Raw genomic sequence first — 15,572 nt, 5'->3', positions numbered from 1 at the left:
CGTGATGACGGAGACCACCCCGGCGCGGCAGCACGTCACAGCCACTCGTCGATGGCCGCGATAAGAACGGTCGCCTCGTAGCGGACCGAGAGCTTGTCGTACCGTGTCGCGACGGCGCGGTGCCTCTTCAGGCGGTTGATTCCGCACTCGACCGCGTGACGCGCACGGTAGTCGGCCGGGTCTAAACGGGGAGGCCGGCCGCCACGGGAACCAAGCTTTCGACGATGGCGAGCCTGATCAGCCTTGACCGGGATGGTGCATCTGATCCCGCGGCGGCGCAGGTAGGCACGGTTCCTGCGGGAGGCGTACGCCCTGTCGGCCCGCACGCGCACCGGTCGGACGCGCGGCCGGCCCGGCCCGATCCGGGGCACGCGGACCTTCTCCAATACGACCTCGAACTGCGGTGAGTCCCATGCTGCCCTGCCGTCACCACCATCGACATGGGTTTCTGACCTTGCTCGACGGCCAGGTGCAGCTTGGTGGTGAACCCGCCGCGCGACCGCCCCAGCCCGTGATCATCAGGCTCGGTGAAGACGCCGCCGGGTTCCTTCCGCAGATCGCCCTGATTGCGGGCTCCGGCCGCGTGCTGGTGGGCTCGGCAAACCGTGGAGTCGACGCTCAGGTCCCAGACGATCCCGCCCTTCGCGTCGGCCAGGGACTGGAGCCGGGTGAGGATTCGCTGCCAGGTGCCGTTCCGCTGCCACCTGCGGAACAGGTCATAGGCCCGGCCCCACGGCCCGTACTCGGCAGGGATGTCCCGCCACGGAACACCGGTCCGGACACGGAACCGTATGCCGTCGATCAGCTGCCGCCGAGGCCAGACCGGTGGACGCCCCACCCCGGCAGCATTCGGTAACAACGGCTCCAGCACTGCCCACTGCGCGTCCGTAAGATCTCCCCGTCCCATGAGCCATGATCATCCACAGCCCAAGATCCCCTTTCGATAGACGGCCTAGGGTGCTCGTGCAGGGGCTCGGGCCGTTCCCTGCTGGGCTCCGTCGGGAAGCCGCGCCGCCACCGCACCGGCCGCGAGCACCAGGACCGCGAGCGCCGTCAGCGTCACGCCCATCGATGCCACGAAGTCCGCGCCGGACGCGAGCAGCGTCGTCGCCGTCGCCATGCCGAGCGTCGGGCCCACGTTCATCGCTGTCTGCTGGAGACCGCCCGCCACGCCGGCCGCGCCGAGGTCGGCCCGGCGGACGAGGGACTCCGTCGCGGCGACCATCACCGTGCCGAATCCCGTGCCCATCGCGAACGCGCAGGCGCCGATGGCCAGTTGGGACGCCGACGTGTCGAGGCGGCCGAAGCCGAACACCCCCGCCGCCAGGAGCAGCATCCCGCCCGACGTCGTCGCCCGGGACCCGTAACGGCGCAGCAGTACCGGGGTGAGCGGCGCCGCGAGCACCATGCACAGCGCGGCGGGCAGCATCCGCAGCGCCGTGCCGAGCGGGTCGAGGCCGAGCACGTCCTGAAGGAAGTACGTGGCCACGAACAGCGTGCCGAACAGTGCCGCCGAAGCCGTCAGCAGGATGCCGAGCGCGGGCGCGACGGCCGGGGACGTAAGCAGCCCGAGGGGCAACAGCGGGTCCTTCGCGCGGCGTTCGTGCACGACGAAGGCGGCCACCGCCGTCCCCGCGCCGGCCGCGAGCAGCACCGTGCCCGCCGACCACCCGGTGCCCGGGAGTGCGGCCAGCGCCGCCACCAGGCAGCCGAGCGCCACCGCGAGCAGCAGCGCACCGCTCGGATCGAGCCCGACGGCGCGCGTTCCGTCCACCGCCGCCCGGTCCCGTCCCGCCAGGACGAGCACCGCGATCGCCACCGCGGGCAGCACGCCCAGGAAGAACACCGAACGCCAGCCCAGATGCGCCGTGAGCACCCCGCCGACCAGTGGGCCCGCGGCCGCCGCGACACCGATCGCGCTGGTGCGCAGCGCGATCGGCATACCGAGCGACTCCGCGGGATACGCGGCCCGCAGCATGCCGAGCGTCGCCGGCTGCAGCAGCGCGCCGCACACGCCCTGGACCACGCGCAGGGCGATCACCCAGTGGATGTCCGGCGTGACACCGATCCCGGCGGAGGCCGCCGCGAACCCGAGCATCCCGTACCCGAAGAGCCGCGCGTGCCCGTAGCGGTCGCCGAGCCGCCCGGCGAACACCAACAGGCTCGCCACCGCGATCAGATACCCGGTACTGGTCCACTGGACCTGCGCGAGCGAGGCGCCGAGGTCGCCCTGGAGTGCGGGCTGGGCGATGGTCAGAACCGTGCCGTCGAGCGCGACCAGGACCGCGCCGACGACGCTGCCGGCGAGCGTGACGCGCCGACGCGTATGTGGGTTCATCGGGGAGCCGGGCCCAGGTGGGCGTCGAGCACCGAGGCCAGCAGCGGCTCGATCTCCTCGACGCCGACGGCCAGTTGGAGACTGCCCCAGCCCCACAGCTGAGCGACACCGTGCAGATTCGCCCACAGCGCACCGGCCACGAGGGCGGGTTGCGTATCCGGGCGCGCTGCCGCGACCAGGTCCGCGAACACTTTGAACAGCGGAAGGCTGGTCTCGCGCAGCCCCAACTCGCCGCTCTCCAGCAGGTCGTGGCGGAACATCAGCTCGTACATGCCGCGGTGCCCCGCCGCGAAGCCGAGATAGGCGCGCGCCAGGGCGGCGACCTGCGCGCGCGGATCCTGTGCGGAATCGGCGAGCGTCCGTGTGGCCTGTTCGCCTAGGTCCGTGAAGCCGCGCCGGGCGATCGCCGACAGCAGTTCGAGGTGGGTGGGGAAGTAGCGGCGGGGCGCGCCGTGCGAGACCCCGGCCCGCCGGGCGATCTCGCGCAGCGACAGCGCGGCCGCGCCCTCCGCGTCGACAAGTGCCACGCCGGTGTCGATGAGGCGCTCGCGGAGGCTGCGGTCGGGGGTGTCGTTCGTCTGCATAGACAGTGTCTACCCGATGGGGGTAGACACTGTCTACGGAGGCGTGTGTGTGGGCGGCTAGGGCGTTCCGGTGGATCATGTGATCGTCGTGACCTCGGGGCGTGGGCACGGGTATGGGCATGGGCGGGGGAGGGGGCTGACGAAACGCGGAGTGGGCCCGGCTGAAGCCGCATCTGCCGAAGCCCGGGCAGCGGTGCGGGCGTTGGGCCAGCCACCGAAGGGTCATCAACGGGACCCACGGGACCCTGTGCCGGCAGCGTACCGGGGTGCCATGGCGGGATCTGACTGTGCGATTCGGTCCGTGGAAGACCGCGTACGAGCAGCAGAGGCGCTGGTCGGCGGACGGCACATGGGACCAGATCTTCGCGGCTGTCCTGGCCGATGCCGATACGGAAGGCCGCATCGGCTGTTCGATGGTGAGCTTGGACTTCACCTCCTGCCGGGCACACCAGCGCGCCGCCGGGGCCCGCAAGAGGCGCCAGCGGGCCAACCGCAAGCGCCGCGCCAGCAAGGGCGGTCGGCCTGCCGGTTTCGACAAGACGATCTACAAGCGCAGGAACGAAGTCGAGCGGACAATCAATGCGCTGAAGAACTCCCGGGCCGTCGCGACGAGACAGGACAAGCGCGCCTGCATCTTCCACGGCACCGTCACCATCACCATCACCTCGATCCGGCTCTGGCTCCGCCCATGAGCGGTCGGGCTCAGCTCGATGCCTGCGCGCCGGTCAGTTCCGCGACACGGGTGGCGGTCTCCTCCGGCAGGACGGGCGGCTCACCCGTGGTCCAGACGGCCCGCACGGACATGCGGCTGATGCGCCAGCCGCTGTCGGTGCGTCGGAGTTGCCCCTCGTAGATGCCGCCCACCGTGAAGAGGGGGTCGGCGCCCTCGCCCCGCGCTTGGAGGGTGGAGTCCAGATGGACGTGGGTCATGTGGGCATTCCAGGAGGCATTGGCCGTCCGTGCGCCCGGCTCGGCCCGGACGAGGGCGTCGGAGGAAATGTGCAGGGTGGCGGAGAAACGGCCGACGGCCTGCTCCAGGTGGCGTACCGCGTCGGCGCCCTCGGCCACGCCGAGCGGCGTCGTCATCTGCAGGTCGTCGGTGAAGTAGGCCTCGGCCCAGCCCTCGTCGAACCGCTGCTCGTCCATAGTGCGGAAGATGCCGCTGATGAGGGTGGTGATCTCGAAGTGGTCCAGGAGATTCGTCGTGCTGCTCATCTCGTTCATGGCTCGATCATTCGACCTCAACCGCGCCTGAGGTCAAGACGTTCCCTCCCGAGGGGGACGCGCAGCGCTCCGTCGGCGGAGAACTCTTCGGTCCCGCAGCGGAGGGCCGCAAGGGCCCGCGGGTGGCGACCGAGGACTCGATACGCGCGGGCAGGACAGAGGAGCACCCCGCGCCTGCCCTCGCCAGGCGTCCCGGCTCGACCATGATCCGCTGGGCAGGCCCTGGGGGTGTCTGACGATCCGTCCGTCAGCGCGCCGGGCTGGGCTGGCCTGCCAGTTGTCGCACCAGGCTCACCATGGCGGCGCGTTCGTTCGCCGGATCTGTAGTGCCGCCGAAGATCATGCGAACGGCCTGCGGGACGCTGAACCACCAGGCGCCGAGGGCGAGGACCGCGTAGAAGAGGTTGTCGGGCGCGAGCGTGGGGTCGAGGTCGCCCCTGGCCTGGGCCTGCGCCAGGGCTTCCACCCGTGAGCGGTAGATAGCGGTCCGCTCGGCCTCACGCAGGGCCGGGATGCCGTTGTCGCGCAGGCCCTCCCAGTGCAACAGGCGGATGAACTGCGGGCGCGAGCGGTGGTAGTCGTAGAGCTTCCCGGCGTATTCACCCAGGTCAGCTGCTTGATCGGCGGTCAGCGGGATCGCGGCGGCGATCCGGTCCAGCTCCGCCTCCAGCACCGCCCCGAAGAGCATTTCTTTGTTGCCGAAGTACTGGTAGATCCGCTCCGGACTGACTCCTGCCCGGGTGCCGACACGAGCGACCCGTGCGCCTTCAAAGCCGTGCTCGGCGAACTCATCGATGGCGGCGTCGAGCAGGGCTTGCTTGGTACGCGCGGTGTCCCAGGCCATGAGCTCATCCTACCCCCCATCCAAATGACTGTTTGGACTCCGGGGCACGCCGGAGTTACAGTCCAATCATCCATTTGGAATTTTCGTCGACCCGTAGGGAGCTGACTGTCATGTCTCACCCGGCGCTTTCCGGCCCGCCCCCCAAGCACCACATGGCCCTCATGATCTGGGTGTCGGTTTTCCCCACCCTCACCGTGCTGGAGCTGCTGTTTCACACCTGGCTCGACGGTCTGCCGATGGTGGTGCAGACCCTGATCCTGAGCGCGCTCGTCGTGCCGACCGTCGTCTACGTCCTGATGCCCCGCCTTCACCGGGTCCGCGGAAAGCTGCTCGCCCGGCGCACCCCGCGCGCATCGGCTTAAGGAGACCCTGGGTGCAGGGTTCGGGCGGTTTCGCGGAGCCAGAGGATCAGCGACGCGAGGTGGACGCCGGCGCGGTAGCGGCCGGCGAGTTTGTCGAAGCGGGTAGCGAAAGCGCGGAACTGCTTGAGGCGCGCGAAGCGGCGTTCGACGACGTTGCGGGCTTTGTAGAGTTCGTGGTCGAAGCTCGGCGGTCTGCCACCAGCCCGGCCGCGCCGCGAGCGGTTGGCCTTCTGGTCGGCCCGCTCAGGGATCACGGTCCGGATGCCTCGCCCTCGCAGGCCGCGGCGGATCGCGCGAGATGAGTACGCCTTATCCGCAAGGATCGCTTCAGGTTTCCGGCGGGGGCGTCCGGAAGCGACGCGAGGCACCCGCAATTCGTCCATCACCGTGTCGAAGGTGGTGGAGTCGTTGACATTGCCCGGCGTGACGACGACGGCCAAGGGCAGGCCGCGGCCGTCGCAGGCGAGATGAATCTTGGTGGTCAGTCCGCCGCGTGAGCGGCCCAGTGCCTGGCGAGCCGCCGCGTGTACTGGATCTTCCAGTTCGTCCCCCGCGTCCGCCCCCTTTTTCTGCCTCCCGCTGCATGCTGATGGGCTCGGCTGATCGTGGAGTCGACCGACACCGTCCATTCAATAGCCCCGACGGAGTCGTCCCTGACCTGGGCTCGTTCCAGTAGACGGGCCCAGGTTCCGTCCGCCTCCCAGCGGGCGAAGCGCTCATAGACCGTCTGCCGCGGACCATAGCGTTCCGGCAGGTCGCGCCAGGGAGCACCCGTCCGCAACCGCCACAGCACTCCGTTGATCACGCCATGGCCGTCCACGACCGTCAACACCGGGCAGCAGGGGCGCTATCCATTCCCACGCCACATCCGTCAGCTCACCACGACCAACCACAAGATCAATCATCAGGCACGCCCTAGCGGCTGAACGCAAAGAACGTACTCGCGTCCGCAGAGAGAAAGGGCATCGGCTGGAGTGGATGCCCCTCAAAGCTGCCGTGTAGACACCCCGGTGATCCTGAGCGCTCGCGGCCCTCTTGTCGCGCGCCAGGTCACGGCTGCTGGAATGCGACCTCAGGGTGCGTGGCCCCGGGGCCGTCGAGGAGCGGCTGCGATATGCCCCGAAGGTGAAGGTCAAAGAAGGCTGACACGTAGTCGCGGGTTATGCGCCACCCACGTTCTCCGGACAGTGGTATGGCAGGGTCCGACAGGCCCAACTGCCCCGCGAGATAGGGCAGGTCCGTGAAGGAGAAGTGTTCGGCACCGGACACGGTCAGCCAGCGTTTCCAGCCGTTCAGATGCTTCCACGCATCAGGCCAGTCGGTTGTCCGGTTACCGGGACTGTGGGTGGACTCGGCACCGAGCATCATGAACGGGCGCCCGCCGAGCCCCGCAGCAGCAGGGTGCACAAAGAAGTCACCGTCCAGGTCGACCCCCGCTCGCACACGACGGTCCGCGGCCATAGTGGCCGCCGCGGTTGCACCGCCGATCGAATGCCCGCCGATTCCGATCCGGCTCGAGTCGATCACATGGGACAGCGCCCCAGCCTGCCGGCTGTCGGTCAACTCGCTGATCACGAAGGACATGTCCTTGACCCGGCCGCCCACAATGGCCGCCCGCCCCTCCGGGGTGTCGCCCCGTTCGCAGGCCACACAGGTCAGGATCCGGCCGCCGGGGAACGCTGTGCCGACGGATTCGTACGCGTGATCCACCAAGGCGACGACATAGCCGCGACTCGCGAGATCGTCGGCGATCGAGGTGAGAGTGGTGCGTGGCATCGAGAAGCCCGGGGAGAGCAGCACCAGGGGGAAACGCCCTCGCGCCGGACGAGCACCCACATACGCATGAGTACGCGCCCTGGCAACCGCTTCATGGGGCACGACGCCGCCGAGTCCCCTCGCCTCCAAGAGAAGCTGCGCCTCCTCATCGGTCATGTACGCCGCCGGTGACCCGCCGGCCGAGCGCGCCGGGTAGGACACCGTCACCATCAGCTCCCGGTCACCGGCCGTCGGCACCCATGGGTCAGTGCGGTGACGGTCGACCAAGTGCAAGGTGCGGCGGCCCACGAGGTTGGGGCCAGTGGGGAACGGTAGCTCCAACCTGCTGCTGTAAGGAGTTCGGGACACGATCTGCGCGGGCTTGACGGAGACGGCCGGTGTGGCGCCCAAGAGCGGCGCCGACAGGGCCAGGGTGAGCAGAGTGGCCACAGCGGCTCTGCGATGTCTGGGCATCATGAAGTCGAAGCTAGGTCTTCGTTCTCCACAACACGTCCGGCGCCAGGCCTACTTGGTCGTACCCCTGTCGGCGGATCCCGTCAGACCCTGGTATCACACGGCTGACGGCGCGCGGTCTGCACCTTGGAGACGAGCAGGTGACGATGTCAGCGCCCATTCAACCGCCACGACCGCCATGGCCGTCACGACCGCCAGCCCGGCGAACCTACGCGGGCGCGGCACTGGGCGCTGCCCTCAGCGCACCAGCAGCGCGACGGCGGTCTTCATCCGGTCCACGTAGAACTCCCGTGACGCGGCCTGGTGTTTGAGGCCGATCGAGGTGCTGATCAATGTCCGGGCGACGGGGGTGGCCGCCTCTCGGGTCGACTCGAGGGCGATCGCGTTGGTGATCAGTTCCTCGAAGCGTCGTGGCGTGATGTCGACGATCTCGCCGAGGAGGCCGGGGTTGTCCTCGATGACCGCCGTGATGTCGCCCGACAGCGCGCCGATGTACCGGCCGGCCCACCGGTCGAATGCGTCCACGAGGCGCTCCGCAAGGGGGCGGCCGGTGTCGGCCAGGACCCGTTCGATCGCGCTGATGTCCCGCTCCAGGGTCTGCGTGACCGCGGCGCGGAACAGGGTCTCCTTCGAGGAGAAGAGGAAGTAGAGGCCGGGCCGGGAGATGTCCGCGGCCCGTGCCACCTCCTCCATCGAGGTCTTCCGGTATCCGAAGCGCGCGAACGTGGCCATGGCGGAGTCCAGGACCAGGGAGCGACGGTCGGCGTCGGGGCTGCTCATGGGGCGAGCGTAGAAGAGGTGAGCGAACTATACAAATGCAGTTCAGTGCGTATAGTCGCCGCATGGATGCTCATGACCTCATCACCACCCCCTTCACCGCCTTCAGCACCGCGGACGAGGTGCTGCGAGGCGTTGACCTCGCGGGTGTTCGCGCGGTCGTGACGGGGGCCTCCTCCGGGCTCGGGGCCGAGACCGCTCGTGTGCTGGCCGCTGCCGGGGCGGATGTGACGCTCGCCGTCCGAGACACGGGTGCGGGTGAGGTCGTCGCCGAGAGGGTCGCGAAGTCGGCCGTCGGGGTCCGGCCGCGGGTCGTCCGGCTCGACCTTGCGGACTCGGCCTCCGTCGCGGACTTCGTCGACACCTGGGTCGGCCCGCTCCACCTGCTCATCAACAACGCCGGCGTGGTCACCGGCGGCCTCGAACGCACGCGTGAGGGCTGGGAGTTGCAGTTCGCGACGAACCACCTCGGCCACTTCGCGCTGGCCACCGGACTGCGTGGCGCCCTGGCGCGGGGAGCCGCCGAGCGCGACGGGGCGCGGATCGTCGCGGTCAGTTCCACCGCGCACATGCGTGCCGGTATCGACTTCGACGACCTTCACTTCGAGCGTCGTACGTACCACCCGCAGCTCGCCTACGCCCAGTCCAAGACGGCGAACTCGCTCTTCGCCGTCGAGGCGACCCGCCGCTGGGCGGCCGACGGCATCGTGGCCAACGCGGTGAACCCGGGGGGTGTCGCGACGGGGCTGCAACGGAACTTCACGCCCGAGCAGAAGGCGTCGCTCGACGCGGCCGAGGCCGCCGGGACCTTCACGTACAAGACGGTCGAGCAGGGGGCCGCCACCAGCATCGTCGCGGCCGTCGCCCCACAGTTCGCCCACACCGGAGGCCACTACCTCGACGATGGGCAAGAGGCGTACACCGTGCCGAACGACGCCGAACTCGCGCGGCACCCGCACGGCGTCAAGCAATGGGCGCTCGACCCCGCGACCGCCGAGCGCCTCTGGGCCGTCTCGACCGAGCTGCTCCGCCGGGCGGTGGGCGGGGAGTTCAGTCGCTGAGGGTGAGCCGGATACCGAACGCGGCGTATCTGTCCGTGACGTGAGGGTGCAGATGTCAGGTGTCTTCAGGATGCGGCTTCCCGCCGCTACCCTGCGCGGATGATCGACACGACCGACACCCGCATCCCCGAAGGGGACGAGCGGCGGATGCGCCTCGACGTCGAGAAGGGCGGCGTCGGCGTGCTCACGCTGTGCCGTCCGGCCAAGCTCAACGCCTGGAGCTGGGAGTCCAGTCGGCAGCTGGGCGTCATGGCCGACCGGATCCGCTTCGACGACCGGATCCGGGTCGTGCTGTTGCGCGCCGAGGGGCGGGCCTTCTGCGCGGGGATCGATGTGACCGCGCCCGGCGGGGGCATCGAGGGCGAGAGCGGTTCCGCGCGGCACCGGGCGTACTACGAGGGCATCCGGTGGGTGCACGAGCGGTTCGCCGCGTTCGCGCGGCTGCCGCAGCCCGTGGTCGCCGCCGTGCAGGGGTACTGCCTGGGCTTCGGATTCGAGCTGGCGCTCATGGCGGACGTGCGGATCGCGGCCGACGACGCCGTGTTCGCGCTGCCTGAGGCGCAGTTGGGGGTCGCCGTCGACGCGGGCGGGGATCTGCGGATCGCGCGCGAGGCGGGGGCCGGGTGGGCGAAGTTCCTCGCGCTGACCGGGCGGCGCATCGACGCGGAGACCGCACACCGGCTGAATCTCCTCCAACAGGTCGCCCCAGTTGACCAGTTGGAGCGTGTCGCGCGTGACGTGGCAGCCGAGATCGCCGGTAACGCCCCGCTCGCCGTGCAGTCCGTCAAGCGCGACATCGACGCGTACGCCGACGCCGGGCTCGACGCGGCGCTCGACCGGGTCGCCATGAGCGCGGCGCTGACGCTCACCTCCGAGGACGCGACCGAAGGGTTCACGGCGAAGGCGCGGCGCAGGCCGCCGGAATACCGGGGCGCGTGAGACGTTCGCAAGGGTGTCGGCGGACCGCGTCGACGCCGTAGCGTCCGTACCCGCCCGAAAGGTGACCATGACCACCGCACCCTTCGCCCCGCGCACCCTCCTCGCCGAGAGCAGGCTCGGCGTCCTCGCCACGCTCAAGGCCGACGGCCGGCCGCAGCTCTCGCCGGTGCAGCCGTTCTACGACCCGGACACCGAGACGTTGAACGTGTCGATGACCGAGGGCCGTGCCAAGACCGTGAACCTGCGCCGTGACCCGCGCGCCGCGCTGGAGGTGACCAGTTCCGACGGCCGGTCCTGGGCCACCGCCGAGGGCGCCGTGACGCTCGTCGGGCCGAGCACCGACCCCAAGGGGCCCGAGGTCGAGGCGCTCGTCGACTACTACCGCAAGGCGGCGGGCGAACACCCCAACTGGGACGAGTACCGGTCGGTGATGGTGTCCGACCGCCGGGTGCTGATGGTGATGGCCGTGGACCACGTGTACGGGCAGCGGATCGGCTGATGTCCTGGATCACGGTGCGAACGGGCCGCGCCCCATCTGCTCCCGCACCGGCGTCACCGGCGCGTTGACCAGATCGCGCCGCTGCCAGTTCGCGCCGTCCACCACCAGCGTGTGGCCGCTGATGAAACGGGCGTAGGGGGAGGCGAGGAACGTCGCCGCCCAGCCCAACTCCCGTGGCGCGCCCACCCGGAGAGCGGGCTGGCGGGCGGCGGGGTCCTCGGCGCGGTCGAGGTTGTCACGGATGTCGGGCGTCATGTCCTCGTGCGGCATGAGGCCCGGCACCAGGCCGTTGATCTGGATCCCGTACGGCCCCCACTCCACGGCCAGCGTCTCCACCAGGTTCTTCACACCCGCCTTCGCGGCCGAACTGTGCGCGAAACCGGGCCCGCCCGTCCACGCGTACGACGCCCCGACGGCGATCACCGAGCCCGGCGTGCCCGCCGCGAGGTGGCGGCGCCCGAACTCGCGGGTCATGAAGTACGTGCCGTTGAGCGTGATGTCGACGACCGTGCGCCAGCCGTTCGGCGACAAGTCCTCGGCCGGGACGGGGAAGTTGGCGGCGGCGTTGTTCACCAGCACGTCCGGTGTCCGTCCGTGCGCCGCGAACGCCGCGTCGAAGACCTCCGTGATCCGGACCGCGTCCCGGATGTCGCAGGTCGCCGCCGTGATCAGCCCCGCGCTCTCGATCGCCTGCAACTCCTCGCGCGCGGGCGCCAGATGCTCCGCCTTCCGGCTGACGATCATCACGTCGGCCCCGAGCCGCGCGAACTCCGCGGCCACGGCCCGCCCGAGCCCCGTACCACCCCCGGTCACCAGCACGAGCCGGCCGTCGTACGTGTCCGGGGGCAGGGCGGACGCGCCGAGTGGGGGAGGAGTGGGGAGGCCGCGCGGGGCGGGGGAGGAGTGCGTCATGGCGCACATGGATACCTCCTGAGCGCTCAACCTTCCATGGCTTGGCGGCTGTTCGGTGCAGGCGGGCCAGCCATTCCCGGCCCGCACGCGCACCGCGCTTGCTTCACCTATCGTTTTTCGATAGATTCCCATCGTAATTCAATGGAAGAGTAAGAGAGCAAGGGTGGGTCATGGGGAAGTGGACTGTGCGTGCGCTGCGCGCCGTGCTCGCGGTGGTGCTCGCGGGCACCGTGTTCGTCCAGGCGTCGATGGTGTGGGTGCTGGCCAGCGGGAACGACCCGGAGGACGGCACGATGCCGCTGACCACCCTGCGCGTGATCACGATCGTGGGGATGGTCGCGGCCCAGGTCGCCCTGGTCTGCGTATGGCGGCTGGTGGCGATGGTGCGCCGCGGGACCGTGTTCTCCCACGCCGCTTTCCGGTACGTGGACGGGGTGATCGGCGCGATCGTCGCGGTCGGCCTCCTGTGGTTCGTCGTCACGGCCGTCAACGCGCCCGGCCAGCGGGAGGACCCGGGCGTCACCCTGATCATGGGCGGGATCGGCCTGGCCATCCTCGGCGTCGCGCTCATCGTCCTCGTCCTGCGGATGCTGCTCGCCCAGGCGGTCGCGCGCGACGTCGAGGCGATGGAGATGCAGGCCGAGCTGGACGAGGTGATCTGATGCCGATCGTCGTCGACGTCGACGTGATGCTGGCCAAACGCAAGATGTCCGTCGGCGAACTGGCCGACCGCGTGGGCATCACCCCCGCCAACCTCGCGGTCCTGAAGAACGGCCGCGCCAAGGCGGTCCGCTTCACGACCCTCGCGGCGCTGTGCGAGGTCCTGGAGTGTCAGCCGGGGGATCTGCTGCGGTGGGAGGTTGAGGATGCGGTGGGCGGATGACGGAATTGGCGCGGCCTCGAGCGGGACGCGGGGAAGGCCGGGGATAATGGGGGCATGCCCGCTACCGACGCCGTGGACCTCGCGCTGTACCGCGCCAAGTACGAGCAGCGCCTGCCCGCCCGGCTCGACGAGCTGACCGGCCCGCAGGACGGGACCGTGGCCCTGCCCCTGCACGTCGCCTGGTCCGGGCTGCGGGAGTACCGCCTGGACCAGCCGCGCCAGCGCATGGGCCTGTACCGCACGCTCCTTGCCGAGGGGCTGCACGACGACCTGTGCGCCCACCTCAATCACGAGTTGCTTGTCGCCCAGTGGCCCACCCTGCGCACCCTGGTGTCCCGCACGATCCGCGACGTGTGGGAGACCGCGTTCCCGCAGCTGCGGACGGCCGAGGCCGTCGCGTGAAGCTGCCCGATCTGCACGCTCGGCTCTTGGCGGACGTGCTGGCCATCGGTGCTCCTTACCCGCTCGTCCTCACCGGGGGCTATGCCGTTCAGGCCCACGAAATCGTCGACCGGCCGAGTCAGGACCTGGATGTGGCGACCGAGAGCAGCGCACCGATGCAGGACATCGCAGCCACGGTGAGCAGTGGCCTCACCGAGCGCGGTTGGCAGGTGCAGGCACTGGAAGTGGCACCGCTGGCCGCACGATTCACCGTCACTGATCCTCGCGGAGACGGACAGGTCGAGGTCGATGTTCTCAAGGAGGTCTTCACCAGGCCCGTTGTGTACCTGCGCCACGGGCCCGTACTTGCGGAGGAGGACGTGATCGGCACCAAGGTGCGGGCCCTGGCTGAACGGGGCGCAGCGCGCGACTTCATTGACGTCTACGCCGCGTCCAGCCGCTGGACACACAACGACTTTGAAGAGTTGGCCCGCCGTCATGCCCGCGAGCGTTTCGGGCTCGACGATCTCCACGCCCGGCTTGAGGGCTTGGCCTGGACGGACGACGTCGAATTCGCCGCCTACGGACTGCGCGACGACCGCATCGACCAGCTGCGCCGCTACTTCCAGCGATGGGCTGCCGACCTAGGGATGCGGCTCGCGGCGCCGTACGAGGAGTGACCTGAGCGAGTGCTGCGGCCCGCCACGACCACTTCGGCGAGCCGGCAGTCCACGGGCACGGTAATGCGCTCACGCCCCCACAGCCGCCCGCCGTGCCCGCGCCACCGCGCGTTCCCCCTCCGGTGAGAACACTCCGGCCCGGCGTCGCGCCACCTCGCGCTCCAGGTCCGTGTGGAGCAGCTGCGCGTGGAGTGTGGCGCCCGCGCGGTAGCCGGCGCTGGCCGCGTTGACGACCTGTTCCGCGGGGCCGGTGGCGTTGCCCACCGCCCATACGCCCGGCACGGTGGTCAGGCCGGTCGGGTCGACCTCGACGAACGGGCCCGCCGGGGTGTCCTTCGTCCGGGCCCCGAGTGCGCTCAGCAGGGAGTCGCGCGGCACCATCACCGTCGGGACGACTACCACCGCGCGCGGGAACACCCGGCCGCCTTCGATGCGCACCCCGCTCACGCGGTCGTCCGTCACCTCGATGCCGTCGACCTTGCCGCTCACCACGCTCACCCCGGCCGCCGCCAGCGTCTGCCAGTGCTCGTCCGGGAGGTCGTCCTCGTCCGCGCCGTTCAGGAACAGCGTCACGTCGGAGGAGAGGCTGCTGAAGAGGAGGGCCTGGTGGATGGCCGTCTCCTTGCGGTAGAGGACGGCGATGGCGCGGTCGCGTACCTCGTAGCCGTGGCAGAACGGGCAGTGGATCACGTCGTCGCCCCAGCGTTCGGCGAGGCCGGGGATGTCCGGGAGTTCGTCCACCAGGCCGGTGGCGATGACGAGGCGTCGTGCGTGCACCCGGCCGCCGTCCGCCAGCGTCACCTCGAACTCGCCCGACCCGTCGGGTTCGGCCGCCGTCACCCGGTCCCGTATCAGCTCCACGCCGTACTCGGTGATCTCGCGCCGCACCTCCGCCAGGAACTCGGCGGGCGGCATGCCGTCCCGCGACGGGAAGCCGTGCATGTGCGCGGCCGGTGCGTTGCGCGGTTCGCCCGCGTCCACCACGAGGACCGAGCGGCGCGAACGGCCCAGGATCAGCGCGGCCGTCAGGCCCGCCGCTCCGCCGCCGACGATCACGACCTCGTACGCGTTCTTCTTGCTCTGCATGGTGACCACCTCGTGTTCGGGGCTGCGCGGGAACCTCTGGATTCCGAAGGTGCACCCACTCCTGCCGTATTGACAAACAAGCTTGCTGAAACTGCAATGGATTCATGAATCGGCAAGGTCATCAGCATCTGGAAGACGAGCAGTCCGACGCGAGCATGGACGCCGTCCTGTCCGGCGTCGGGCCCCGGCTGCGCGCCCTGCGCAAGGACCGCGGCGCCACCCTGTCCGGGCTCTCCGAGACCACCGGCATCTCCGTGAGCACGCTCTCCCGCCTGGAGTCGGGCCTGCGCAAGCCCAGCCTGGAGCTGCTGCTGCCCATCGCCCGCGCGCACAAGGTCCCGCTGGACGAGCTGGTCGGCGCCCCGCCCGTGGAGGATCCGCGGGTGCAGGCGAAGCCGATCGTGCGGGGCGGCCGGACGATGATCCCGCTGACGCGCAAGCCCGGCGGGCTCCAGGCGTACAAGGTGATCGAGCCGCAGCGCAGGCTCGAGCCCGAGCAGAAGACGCACGAGGGCTACGAGTGGCTGTACATGCTCTCCGGGAAGCTGCGGCTGCTGCTCGGCGAGCATGATGTGGTGCTTGAGCCGGGGGAGGCCGTCGAATTCGACACGCGCGTGCCGCACTGGTTCGGGTCGACGGGGGAGGGGCCCGCCGAGTTCCTCGTGCTGTTCGGGCCGCAGGGCGAGCGGATGCATGTACGTGCGCGGCCCGCTCGGAAGAAGGACGACTGAAAGCCACGTTGCCGAGAGACATTCGAACCCCTCCGGGGCATT

At 70.1% G+C, this 15,572-nt stretch carries 18 protein-coding genes and 2 pseudogenes; 10 read left to right on the top strand and 10 right to left on the bottom strand.

The window, feature by feature from the left end; genetic code table 11:
- Nucleotides 1-35: 35 nt before the first annotated feature.
- From OKJ99_RS13665 to OKJ99_RS13655, 3 genes are all read right to left on the bottom strand, one after another.
- A protein-coding gene (locus OKJ99_RS13665) for an IS5 family transposase (protein WP_326016337.1) occupies nt 36-907 on the bottom strand; the annotation gives its coding sequence in 2 pieces (ribosomal slippage) (nt 36-412 and nt 412-907; 873 coding nt in all).
- A 45-nt stretch (nt 908-952) separates the two neighbouring features.
- Complete coding sequence (locus OKJ99_RS13660) at nt 953-2,338, bottom strand: MFS transporter (RefSeq protein WP_326016336.1); 1,386 nt, start codon at nt 2,336-2,338, stop codon at nt 953-955.
- A complete protein-coding gene (locus OKJ99_RS13655) occupies nt 2,335-2,922 on the bottom strand; it encodes a TetR/AcrR family transcriptional regulator (RefSeq protein WP_326016335.1) in 588 nt (195 codons plus the stop codon). Before OKJ99_RS13655 ends, OKJ99_RS13660 begins: the two co-directional genes overlap by 4 nt.
- 143 nt (nt 2,923-3,065) lie before the next feature.
- On the opposite strand from OKJ99_RS13655, the pseudogene OKJ99_RS13650 reads away from it, so the two are divergent.
- Nucleotides 3,066-3,614 (top strand): annotated as a pseudogene (locus OKJ99_RS13650) (transposase); the annotation flags it as partial.
- A 10-nt stretch (nt 3,615-3,624) separates the two neighbouring features.
- Here the strand turns inward: OKJ99_RS13650 and OKJ99_RS13645 are convergent.
- A complete protein-coding gene (locus OKJ99_RS13645) occupies nt 3,625-4,146 on the bottom strand; it encodes a nuclear transport factor 2 family protein (RefSeq protein WP_326016334.1) in 522 nt (173 codons plus the stop codon).
- A gap of 247 nt (nt 4,147-4,393) precedes the next feature.
- Entirely contained in the window at nt 4,394-4,990 is a 597-nt protein-coding gene (locus tag OKJ99_RS13640) for a TetR family transcriptional regulator (protein ID WP_326016333.1), read from the bottom strand.
- A gap of 110 nt (nt 4,991-5,100) precedes the next feature.
- Here OKJ99_RS13640 and OKJ99_RS13635 point away from each other — a divergent pair, with 110 nt between their 5' ends.
- A complete protein-coding gene (locus OKJ99_RS13635) occupies nt 5,101-5,352 on the top strand; it encodes a hypothetical protein (protein ID WP_326016332.1) in 252 nt (83 codons plus the stop codon).
- Here OKJ99_RS13635 and OKJ99_RS13630 read toward each other — a convergent pair.
- The 3 genes and pseudogenes from OKJ99_RS13630 to OKJ99_RS13620 all read right to left on the bottom strand — a co-directional run bounded on the left by OKJ99_RS13630 (nt 5,349) and on the right by OKJ99_RS13620 (nt 8,361).
- Nucleotides 5,349-6,245: pseudogene (locus OKJ99_RS13630) on the bottom strand (IS5 family transposase). The gene OKJ99_RS13635 and the pseudogene OKJ99_RS13630 overlap by 4 nt on opposite strands.
- Nucleotides 6,246-6,402: 157 nt before the next feature.
- Complete coding sequence (locus OKJ99_RS13625) at nt 6,403-7,584, bottom strand: alpha/beta hydrolase family protein (RefSeq protein ID WP_326016331.1); 1,182 nt, start codon at nt 7,582-7,584, stop codon at nt 6,403-6,405.
- 234 nt (nt 7,585-7,818) lie between these two features.
- On the bottom strand, nt 7,819-8,361 hold the full coding sequence (locus OKJ99_RS13620) for a TetR/AcrR family transcriptional regulator (RefSeq protein WP_326016330.1): 543 nt from the start codon (nt 8,359-8,361) through the stop codon (nt 7,819-7,821).
- Between the two features lie 62 nt (nt 8,362-8,423).
- Between OKJ99_RS13620 and OKJ99_RS13615 the strand changes: the two genes are divergently transcribed.
- The 3 genes from OKJ99_RS13615 (at nt 8,424) to OKJ99_RS13605 (ending at nt 10,857) form a co-directional block, all read left to right on the top strand.
- Nucleotides 8,424-9,419, top strand: a complete 996-nt coding sequence (locus OKJ99_RS13615; RefSeq protein ID WP_326016329.1) for an SDR family NAD(P)-dependent oxidoreductase — start codon at nt 8,424-8,426, stop codon at nt 9,417-9,419.
- Nucleotides 9,420-9,518: 99 nt separating this feature from the next.
- Nucleotides 9,519-10,358, top strand: coding sequence for an enoyl-CoA hydratase/isomerase family protein (locus OKJ99_RS13610; RefSeq protein WP_326016328.1), 840 nt, complete (start codon nt 9,519-9,521; stop codon nt 10,356-10,358).
- A gap of 67 nt (nt 10,359-10,425) precedes the next feature.
- The gene (locus OKJ99_RS13605) at nt 10,426-10,857 is read left to right on the top strand and encodes a PPOX class F420-dependent oxidoreductase (RefSeq protein WP_326016327.1); all 432 of its coding nucleotides are present in this window, start codon (nt 10,426-10,428) and stop codon (nt 10,855-10,857) included.
- Nucleotides 10,858-10,866: 9 nt separating this feature from the next.
- Here OKJ99_RS13605 and OKJ99_RS13600 read toward each other — a convergent pair whose 3' ends face one another.
- A complete protein-coding gene (locus OKJ99_RS13600) occupies nt 10,867-11,778 on the bottom strand; it encodes an SDR family oxidoreductase (protein ID WP_326016326.1) in 912 nt (303 codons plus the stop codon).
- 161 nt (nt 11,779-11,939) lie between these two features.
- On the opposite strand from OKJ99_RS13600, the gene OKJ99_RS13595 reads away from it, so the two are divergent.
- From OKJ99_RS13595 to OKJ99_RS13580, 4 genes are read left to right on the top strand one after another with little or no spacing between them, the layout of a single operon-like run.
- A complete protein-coding gene (locus OKJ99_RS13595) occupies nt 11,940-12,431 on the top strand; it encodes a DUF2975 domain-containing protein (protein WP_326016325.1) in 492 nt (163 codons plus the stop codon).
- Complete coding sequence (locus tag OKJ99_RS13590) at nt 12,431-12,652, top strand: helix-turn-helix domain-containing protein (protein WP_326016324.1); 222 nt, start codon at nt 12,431-12,433, stop codon at nt 12,650-12,652. Before OKJ99_RS13595 ends, OKJ99_RS13590 begins: the two co-directional genes overlap by 1 nt.
- A 54-nt stretch (nt 12,653-12,706) precedes the next feature.
- A complete protein-coding gene (locus OKJ99_RS13585; protein ID WP_326016323.1) occupies nt 12,707-13,054 on the top strand; it encodes a hypothetical protein in 348 nt (115 codons plus the stop codon).
- Entirely contained in the window at nt 13,051-13,713 is a 663-nt protein-coding gene (locus OKJ99_RS13580) for a nucleotidyl transferase AbiEii/AbiGii toxin family protein (protein WP_326016322.1), read from the top strand. The genes OKJ99_RS13585 and OKJ99_RS13580 overlap by 4 nt, the downstream gene beginning before the upstream one ends.
- 69 nt (nt 13,714-13,782) lie before the next feature.
- Here the strand turns inward: OKJ99_RS13580 and OKJ99_RS13575 are convergent, their stop codons facing one another.
- Complete coding sequence (locus OKJ99_RS13575) at nt 13,783-14,799, bottom strand: NAD(P)/FAD-dependent oxidoreductase (protein ID WP_326016321.1); 1,017 nt, start codon at nt 14,797-14,799, stop codon at nt 13,783-13,785.
- A gap of 104 nt (nt 14,800-14,903) precedes the next feature.
- Here OKJ99_RS13575 and OKJ99_RS13570 point away from each other — a divergent pair, with 104 nt between their 5' ends.
- Complete coding sequence (locus OKJ99_RS13570) at nt 14,904-15,530, top strand: helix-turn-helix domain-containing protein (RefSeq protein WP_326016320.1); 627 nt, start codon at nt 14,904-14,906, stop codon at nt 15,528-15,530.
- The last annotated feature ends 42 nt before the right edge of the window (nt 15,531-15,572 follow it).

The organism is Streptomyces endophyticus, from assembly GCF_035798155.1.
Lineage (GTDB): Bacteria > Actinomycetota > Actinomycetes > Streptomycetales > Streptomycetaceae > Streptomyces > Streptomyces endophyticus.
The sequence above is the reverse complement of the archived record's forward strand: the minus strand, read 5'-3'. Positions and strand labels throughout refer to the sequence as shown.